This window comes from Microcoleus sp. N9_A2 (genome assembly GCF_036701775.1).
Classification (GTDB): Bacteria; Cyanobacteriota; Cyanobacteriia; order Cyanobacteriales; family Microcoleaceae; genus Microcoleus.
Genome location: NZ_JAUBRH010000111.1, coordinates 1 through 7,904 on the forward strand (window position 1 = coordinate 1; position 7,904 = coordinate 7,904).

The following is a 7,904-nucleotide window of genomic DNA, read 5'->3' on the forward strand; positions in this document are numbered from 1 at the left end:
AGTGATTTTTTCTTGTGGGATGGGCCGGAGAGCCCGTCCCATTAACTGATGAAAAGGATTTTTGCAAGAGGTCTATTATTGGAATGGTGCTATTTTAGATTCGGTTGAAACTGCCATAAACTGGGCATCTAACATGACATGGAAAGGAATTAAGCCCATTGTACACTTAATTGAGATAACTTATGAGAAAGGCGTAAAAGTCTTACCTCATGAGTTAAAACAGTATTTGCCCGAATGGCAACGTTCTGAAACTTTACCAAAATGGGATATCACGATTCCCCCATTTTGACTGGTATTTTATTTGTCCGCGAGTCCCTTAGCGGTTTCTTAAGAGTTTGCAAGGCGTTTGAATGGAGACTCGCAAGTAGGTAAGCACTACAGACAATTTCCCACCATTTTTCAATATTTGTGTAACTTATGAGGCTAAAATCGGCTCAGCCTAATTTATTTTGACTTAATTTTAATCCAGATTTTACCCAATAGAGCCATCCGTAAAAAATACCAACCTGGTGATATTTGGCATCAGAAATTCTTGTCATTACAGAGCAAGTTTCGTTGGGTAGAAGAGTTTCTTGATTCGTCTTAGCCCGACAATTTATATATCATAGCAATTAAGAAAGGTGACTTTCATGATTCTCTCAAACCGTTTTTCTGAAGCCCTCACCTATGCCGCCGAATTGCACGCTACTCAAGTTCGCAAAGGTTCGGGCGTTCCCTACATTGCCCATTTGTTGGGCACGGCTAGTATAGCTTTAGAATATGGGGCAAATGAAGATGAGGCGATCGCAGCTTTGCTTCACGATGCGATCGAAGATCAAGGCGGCCACACCACCCGCGAAGCCATCTGCCGCCGCTTTGGGGATACTGTCACAGCGATTGTAGACGGCTGTACAGACAGTGACGAGACGCCGAAACCCCCTTGGTGGCAGGGAAAACAAGCCTATATCGATCGCATTTCTAAAGCTTCTGGCTCCGTCAGATTAGTCTCGGCTGCTGATAAACTTTATAATGTTCGATCGATCCTGAAAGATTCCCGTCAATTAGGAGATACTGTTTGGGAACGCTTTAAAGGTGGCAAAGACGGTTCTCTCTGGTATTATCGTTGTTTAGTAGAAGCATTCCGCCAAGCTGAGTTAACGCCTATAGTTGAAGAATTAGACCGCACAGTTTTAGAATTGGAACAGTTTTCTGAAGGCTGAAGACTGAAGGTAAAAATCACTCATTATCAATTACCAATTACAGTCACAAAATGGCAAATGTTCGCTTAGAAAATATTACCAGACGCTACCAAAACGTCACCGCGATCGAAAACATCAGCTTCAAAATCCCGGACGGGGAATTTTGGGTATTAGTCGGGCCATCCGGCTGCGGGAAATCCACAATTATGCGGACAATTGCAGGTTTAGAAACCGCAACTTCCGGCAATCTTTACATCGGAGATAATTTAGTTAACAACATTCCGGCGAGACAGCGGGACGTTGCAATGGTGTTTCAAAATTACGCGCTTTACCCGCACATGACTGTCGCGGAAAATCTGGCTTTTGGATTGCGGATGCGGAAGGTTGACCCGACTAAAATTCAAGAACGAGTCGAAACAGTAGCCCGCTCACTCTCGATCGATCACCTCCTCAAGCGTAAGCCCAAACAGCTATCAGGCGGACAGCAGCAGCGGGTAGCACTCGGAAGGGCGATCGCCCGCGAACCGAAAGTATTTCTTTTGGATGAACCGCTTTCTAACCTCGATGCTCAACTGCGAGATGACACTAGAGCCGAACTCAAACAACTGCATCAACGGCTGGGAATTACCACAATTTACGTCACCCACGACCAAGTGGAAGCGATGACTTTAGCTGATAAGATTGTAGTCTTAAATGGGGGGAAAATTCAACAAATTGGAGATCCGCAAAGCATTTATGCCAAACCAGCTAACCGCATGGTTGCCACATTTTTAGGCAATCCCGCCATGAACATTTTGCCAGCAATTTATACTAACGAATCCTTTCAAGTGGGAAATCAACATTTAGCCTGTCCGCCCTCGATTCAGAAAAAATTGCAGCCTAGAGAAGGACAAGGATTTGATTTGGGCATCCGTCCAGAAAATATAGAAATGTTTACGCCACAAAACGCAGAAGAAGATGATTTGAAAACCGATGTTTGGGCATTAGAAAAAGTCCCTCTTGATGTAGAGGTAAAAGTAGTGGAACCTCTAGGGCGAGAAACTTTAATTCGGGCGAGTTTGCCTTTGTTGAGTGCTGAAACTACTGTACAGTTACAAATACCTGCGAATGTTCGCTTGCGATCGGGCGATCGACTGACGGTACAGCTTGACTTCGATCGACTATTTATATTTGACCCCTCCACCGGTGAGGCGCTGTATCCTTAACTCGATTCAACCTCAAATCTCCAATCTTAAATAGATAGGATTTATGCACGCTGACTGATGAAACCCAGTTTCTTCGTGTATTTCTCGTTCCTCGTCCCAAATTTTTCGCAGAAACCGGGTTTCTCGCCCCCATGCGTAAGCCCCGATAGACTGACTTTTCGAGTGGGGATGTTTCTATTTCTTGTTACAAAAATTTACAGTTGACATTTATCAATTTCCGAAGTAATGATACGATTAGTATTGGCACAACGGCAAAACGTCCCCCCAAAAGCTGATCTTTCCTAACTCGGGGCGATCGCGATCGACAACTTCGCATCTTCGCGCTAAGAAGCGGCTTTACGCCCCAACTTGGGAGCAACTAGCGAACCAAAAACTCAGAAAAACGTTCTAGCGGCATTTTTAGATGAATCCCGACAACCTGCCTCAAATGCTGCAAACAGGATTTCACCTAACTTTAGGTGCAACTTCCTTTTTAATTGAGACATTGCAAGATCCCCTGAAGCGAGAAGAAAATCTTGACAAACTGAAGTCAGATTTTGGCCAGCTAGCCGATGAGTTGCTGGAAAAAGGAGAAATGACTGAGCGAGAAGCCCGGAATTTTGTAGATACTATTTTCTCAGGGCCGGGCGATCGGGAGAATGCAGACAATGAATCTGTCTCGCCCAAGCAATCAGATGCAGCGACAGATGCTCCTCCCGAGTCGGTTGTACAGCCTAACGTAAAGCTAGAGATTCAAGAATTAACTGCACAGATGGCAGCGCTGAGGGCCGAGTTGGAAAATTTGCGCGCCCAAAAATCCCAGTATTAAAGAATCAAGAGTCTTTAACACAGCCGGAGTTTACTTGCCAACTTAATTTAAGAGAACCAAACTTTAGTCATTGTCCCATTTTTCAGAACCGATCAGGTCGGCAATGCGATCGCGCAGTAAGAAGTCGCATTTTTCTAATTCGCACTCTACACAAGCCCATTCCCGGGGTGGGATGAATTGGCACAGCGTGTAGATAGGCTGTTGGCGGCTCAGCACGCCCTCGTGGACTAGGTGACGCGCTTCATCTTGGATCACATCTAAAGAGTATTGGATTTGGGGAATAGTGGAGTGAATCATAATGCGCCCTCAATGTTTTACTAAAAAAATTTATGGCCCTGGTAATAATATAGTCCAAACTTAGGAATATGGAAGTTAAATTTTGTCCGTATACAGCTATACAATTCACCACCGTAAATAAAAATAAATTATACGAATCATTAGTAAGTGATGGGATCTGTCTTAGGATATTGATAAACAGCACATTTTCCTGACTAGGAAGCGGATCTGCTGGAAAGTTCAATTCAGAACTTAGGAACCCGCATCGGATTCCCGGTTTCTGGATGCTTTGCCACCAAAGGCAACATTTCTTGCGAGAAACCGGGTTGATGAATTTAAGTCCTGACGGAAACACCAAAGGAAAGATTTAGGAGTCGGGCAACTCAAGCATTACCAGTTCCGTCAATGCCGAATAGCACTTCTAGAACGAGAGATTGCGCTGCCAGCATTTGCCCATAACAAAATACATAAGGAATACTCGGAGGCAAGTGTGGCAAAAATTGCTCTAAAACGTAGGGACTGCCGTAAATTAACACAGCTTGCAGTTCTCCCGTTTTTAATAATTTCTTAAACCAATCTTGAGCTGCTTCGGTCAAACCAGCACTGCCTCGGAAGCAATTGCCGCGAATGAAAATTTGCAGCAGTGTCGGAGAAAAATGCTCTGCACCTGTATTATCAGCGATCGCCCCTGTGCGATCGTCAATCAGTTGCAATTCGTAACCAAACTGTTCGGGAAGGGCGATGGCAGGAGTGTGGTTGCCCAAAAACTCGCACCCCAAAACATCATCTACAACAATCAAATTCCGCAAAAGCTGGTTTTCTGGGGGTTTTGCAACCTGCAAAGGTAGATTGCCGCCAAATTTCAAAGAATCTCGCAAAATATCGGCAGCAGTTGCCCTTGCCTCTGGATTTGCCAGCAAACTTAAGTCGATCGAGTCGATCAATTCTGGATGCTTGCTCCCCCCCTTGTAGGGGCGGTGCCCCTGTGCCCGCCCTGATTGGGGGGGGTCAGAAATCGACAAACCCACCTTGATTTTTGCTTTCCAAATTCGCTTGACAGATTCCTTGATTTGTGCTATGGAAAGCCGCCCTTGAGTAACAGCTTCGCAGACTGCGAGAATCGCCCCTTCCGGGTCAAGCGGCATCAGCAAAACATCAGCACCAGCCTCAGCCGCCAAAACTGCTGCTTCATTAGCGCCGTACTTATTGGCGATCGCACCCATCACCAAAGCATCCGTCACAATCAAACCTTCAAATCCCAACTCTTCTCGCAGCTTCCCAATCAAAATTTTGCGAGAAAGAGTAGCAGGAAAGTCCGCATCCCAAGCCGGAATCAGCAAGTGAGCACTCATCACAGCATCGACCCCAGCGGCGATCGCCTCCACAAAAGAAGGTAACTCAACCTGGGCTAATCTCGCTGGCGAATGCGGCAAAACCGGCAATTCCAAATGAGAATCAACCGCCGTGTCGCCGTGGCCGGGAAAATGCTTAGCTGTAGTCAAAACCGGGTGCTCACCTGCGCCGCGAATAAAAGCAGCAGCTAATTTGCCGACAATTTCCGATGTCTCGCCAAAAGCGCGGACGTTAATCACGGGATTGTCGGGATTGTTGTTAACATCAACGACTGGTGCGAGAATCCAATTTAGACCGATCGCCCTAGCTTCGATCGCAGTCACAGAGCCCATTTGTTCAGCATATCGATCGGCTTTACCTGCATCATGCGTCGCAATTTCAGCAATTGCCATCGGCGGCCCGAACCAAGTCGCCCCCGCAAACCGCTGGCCGACACCTTCTTCAATATCCGCAGCTAACAACAACGGAAATTTTGCCCAAGACTGCAATTGGTGCGATCGAACTGCCAACTCCGCAGCGCTTCCCCCGACCAAAATCACCCCACCGACGCCCAACTTTTCCAAATAATAGCGGAGTTTGTCGGCGGTTGGCTCCCATTCAAGATAGCGAATTTGATGGTCGAACAAGTAGCCAGAAGCACGCACTACGAACATCTGGGCTACCAATTCTGGCAAGGAAAGATTGTCAATCATGGGTAATTTGGAATTGTTGACTGTTGACTGTTGACTGTTGACTGTTGACTGCCTTCAGATGCTAATTAATCCTTGTCTGCTTCTAAATCATCATCATCATCATCATCATTGGTCAATTTTTCGCCATCATCCGTCAATTCTTCGTCGTCAAACATACCTGGTTTGCGATCGGCAGAAAGCTGATTCAGCAGTATCACCATTTTATCACCCCGTTCCAGGGAACCATCTTCTAGAAATGCCACTCCTGGTGTCCGGCGTAATTGCAACCGCTGCCCCAACTGGTTACGAACATAGCTAGTTGCCGATTTCAAACCTTCCATAGTCTCGGCTTTCGCCTCATCAGTACCGTAAATACTGACAAAGATTTTTGTGTGCTGAAGGTCTCCCGAAACAACTACTTCGGTAACGCTAACCATACCTGCACCGACGCGATCGTCCTTAATGCCGTTCAGCAACATCAGACTGACTTCCCGCTTAATCATTGAAGCTACGCGCTCTATGCGACGACTTGTAGCCATACCAACTATCCCCTACTTTTAGATCAGCCGTTTTTATCCCGACCGACAATTGTAGCGCGACTTGAACCTAAAATGAGTGAATTAGCTTGATCGACCGGGTTTTTGCGTCATATAAATTCCGTCAGGATAGAGGAGACTGCACGTACGGTGTCCCTACAATATTATTTTGGGTAGGGACACGGCGCGTGCAGTCTCCTAATTTCTCAACTATAGATTGTCAAATACTTAATATGAATATTCCTAAGTCAATTGTTCGCATTTTTCTAATCCTGCCGAACGGCCAGATTGTGGCACAACTGCGAGATAATATTCCAGGTATTGCAAGTGAAGGGATGCTTTCTACTTTTGGTGGTGGCGTGGACATTGGAGAAAGTCCAAATCAGGCCGCAGTGCGAGAATTGGAGGAAGAAACTTGTCTTGAAAAAAACTATAAAATGGAATTTGTCACAACTTTTGTTCATCAAAAAACCCAAAATCATCAAGCAGTCCTACAGGATAATTACCTATTCTTGGCGAGAATTAGTAATATTGAGGCAATAGAAATCAAAGAAGGTGTGGGTTTAGTCGTTTTGAGAAAAGATGTAGATTTTGAGAAGGTAAATGCAGGCGAGGGTACTCAAATGGCTTGGAAATTGTTGCAGGATTATTTAAATCGGTAATTAATGGGCGATCTTCAATATAAAATCAAGCAAAGTCCGATCGCCCCCCCATCATGCCCGATTCTATCCAACAAGAAGCCCGCCAAATTCTGGATACCCTTGCCTTCACCCCGTTTTAGCAATGCCAACCCCTCAGCCGCGACTTTGGTACTATTCCTACCAGAGTAGGTTTATACGCATTTCGGCATTCCTCCGAAGGACTGCTTTACATTGGCAAAGCCAAAAACTTGCGAGACAGACTTCGCAACGGACATAAAGCCTTTCTGTGGGGCTGGCTCGATCGCTACAATCCAGACGACGTGAGGATTGCCTTCGTCACTCTCAACCAATGGCAAAGACCGGGGTTATCATATGAATTAGAAACCCTGATCCTCCAAGCCAGCAACCCTCCCTACAACGTTAAAATCCCCAGAGAACTATGACTCAAACTATCACCAAGCAACACCTTTCGACCGAAGATATTCATCAGTTGGTCGATAATTTGCCTGACTATATAAAAGCTGCCCTCTTGTCCAAGTCCGCTGAACTTGAATGTTCTCTTGAAGCTACGATTGAAATGGCAATCTCTAGCTTTTTAGACGAAGAATCTTTTAGCTTTGAAGATTGTTTGCTGGCTAAACGCATGAAAGATACTGTCTGAAATTTCATCGATCGCGATCGCACTCCCAGTTACGCTTAAGTTATGCCGCTCGCCAAACAGGAATAAAACTCATGGAAAAAGAATTTACAATCGGTCAAAAAGTCCGAGTTGTGGCGATGCCGCCCTACGTCAAAACTGCCGAACCGATGCCGATGCTGCGGCCTGCGAATTTAATTGCGATCGGCGCTGAAGGCGTTGTGATCGATCGGCGTCCCGGCAATTATTGGGGAATTCGCTTTGAAAAAGGTGCTTTTCTGTTAGACAGTCAGTACATTGAAGCAGTTGACAGTTGACAGTTGACAGTTGACAGTTTTCATTGGACAGTGGGCAGTTGTCATTGGGCAGTTGTCATTGGGAATTGTCATTGGGAATTGGGCAATTTTCCCTCTTCCCTCTTCCTTCTTCCTTCTTCCTTCTTCCTTCTTCCTTCTTCCTTCTTCCTTCTTCCTTCTTCCTTCCTTCTTCTTCCTTCCTTCCTTCCTTCTTCCTTCTTCCTTCCTTCTTCTTCCTTCCTTCCTTCCTTCCTTCCTTCCTTCCTTCCTTCCTTCCTTCCTTCCTTCCTTCCTTCCTTCCTT

General features: G+C 45.7%; 12 protein-coding genes. 8 read left to right on the top strand and 4 right to left on the bottom strand.

All coding sequences use genetic code 11. The features are described 5' to 3' along the window. Nucleotides 1-61 precede the first annotated feature (61 nt). The 4 genes from QUA44_RS30860 (at nucleotide 62) to QUA44_RS29715 (ending at nucleotide 3,191) form a co-directional block, all read left to right on the top strand. Nucleotides 62-289, top strand: coding sequence for an ISAzo13-like element transposase-related protein (locus tag QUA44_RS30860; RefSeq protein WP_333397805.1), 228 nt, complete (start codon nucleotides 62-64; stop codon nucleotides 287-289). Between the two features lie 340 nt (nucleotides 290-629). Further along, nucleotides 630-1,199 (top strand): HD domain-containing protein, encoded by a 570-nt coding sequence (locus tag QUA44_RS29705; protein WP_333257317.1) that lies wholly within the window; start codon nucleotides 630-632, stop codon nucleotides 1,197-1,199. Nucleotides 1,200-1,249: 50 nt separating this feature from the next. Next, a complete protein-coding gene (locus QUA44_RS29710) occupies nucleotides 1,250-2,383 on the top strand; it encodes an ABC transporter ATP-binding protein (protein ID WP_333257314.1) in 1,134 nt (377 codons plus the stop codon). A 403-nt stretch (nucleotides 2,384-2,786) separates the two neighbouring features. Further along, nucleotides 2,787-3,191: a hypothetical protein gene (locus QUA44_RS29715; protein WP_333257312.1), complete on the top strand. Its 405-nt coding sequence runs from the start codon at nucleotides 2,787-2,789 to the stop codon at nucleotides 3,189-3,191. Between the two features lie 63 nt (nucleotides 3,192-3,254). Here QUA44_RS29715 and QUA44_RS29720 read toward each other — a convergent pair whose 3' ends face one another. From QUA44_RS29720 to rbfA, 3 genes are all read right to left on the bottom strand, one after another. Then, nucleotides 3,255-3,488, bottom strand: coding sequence for a DUF4327 family protein (locus tag QUA44_RS29720; protein WP_333057778.1), 234 nt, complete (start codon nucleotides 3,486-3,488; stop codon nucleotides 3,255-3,257). A 362-nt stretch (nucleotides 3,489-3,850) separates the two neighbouring features. Beyond that, a complete protein-coding gene (locus tag QUA44_RS29725) occupies nucleotides 3,851-5,512 on the bottom strand; it encodes a glycoside hydrolase family 3 N-terminal domain-containing protein (RefSeq protein ID WP_333257309.1) in 1,662 nt (553 codons plus the stop codon). A 65-nt stretch (nucleotides 5,513-5,577) separates the two neighbouring features. Further along, nucleotides 5,578-6,030: a 30S ribosome-binding factor RbfA gene (rbfA, locus tag QUA44_RS29730; RefSeq protein WP_333257306.1), complete on the bottom strand. Its 453-nt coding sequence runs from the start codon at nucleotides 6,028-6,030 to the stop codon at nucleotides 5,578-5,580. Between the two features lie 230 nt (nucleotides 6,031-6,260). Here rbfA and QUA44_RS29735 point away from each other — a divergent pair, with 230 nt between their 5' ends. The 4 genes from QUA44_RS29735 to sipA all read left to right on the top strand — a co-directional run bounded on the left by QUA44_RS29735 (nucleotide 6,261) and on the right by sipA (nucleotide 7,622). After that, on the top strand, nucleotides 6,261-6,689 hold the full coding sequence (locus tag QUA44_RS29735; RefSeq protein ID WP_333257303.1) for an NUDIX domain-containing protein: 429 nt from the start codon (nucleotides 6,261-6,263) through the stop codon (nucleotides 6,687-6,689). Between the two features lie 152 nt (nucleotides 6,690-6,841). Continuing rightward, nucleotides 6,842-7,111 (top strand): GIY-YIG nuclease family protein, encoded by a 270-nt coding sequence (locus tag QUA44_RS29740; RefSeq protein ID WP_333257320.1) that lies wholly within the window; start codon nucleotides 6,842-6,844, stop codon nucleotides 7,109-7,111. After that, nucleotides 7,108-7,329, top strand: coding sequence for a hypothetical protein (locus tag QUA44_RS29745; RefSeq protein ID WP_333257300.1), 222 nt, complete (start codon nucleotides 7,108-7,110; stop codon nucleotides 7,327-7,329). Before QUA44_RS29740 ends, QUA44_RS29745 begins: the two co-directional genes overlap by 4 nt. Nucleotides 7,330-7,400: 71 nt before the next feature. Next, entirely contained in the window at nucleotides 7,401-7,622 is a 222-nt protein-coding gene (sipA, locus tag QUA44_RS29750; RefSeq protein WP_333257297.1) for a regulatory protein SipA, read from the top strand. A 68-nt stretch (nucleotides 7,623-7,690) separates the two neighbouring features. Here sipA and QUA44_RS29755 read toward each other — a convergent pair. Continuing rightward, nucleotides 7,691-7,904 (bottom strand): hypothetical protein (locus QUA44_RS29755; protein ID WP_333257295.1); only part of this gene is annotated, 214 nt, incomplete at its 5' end.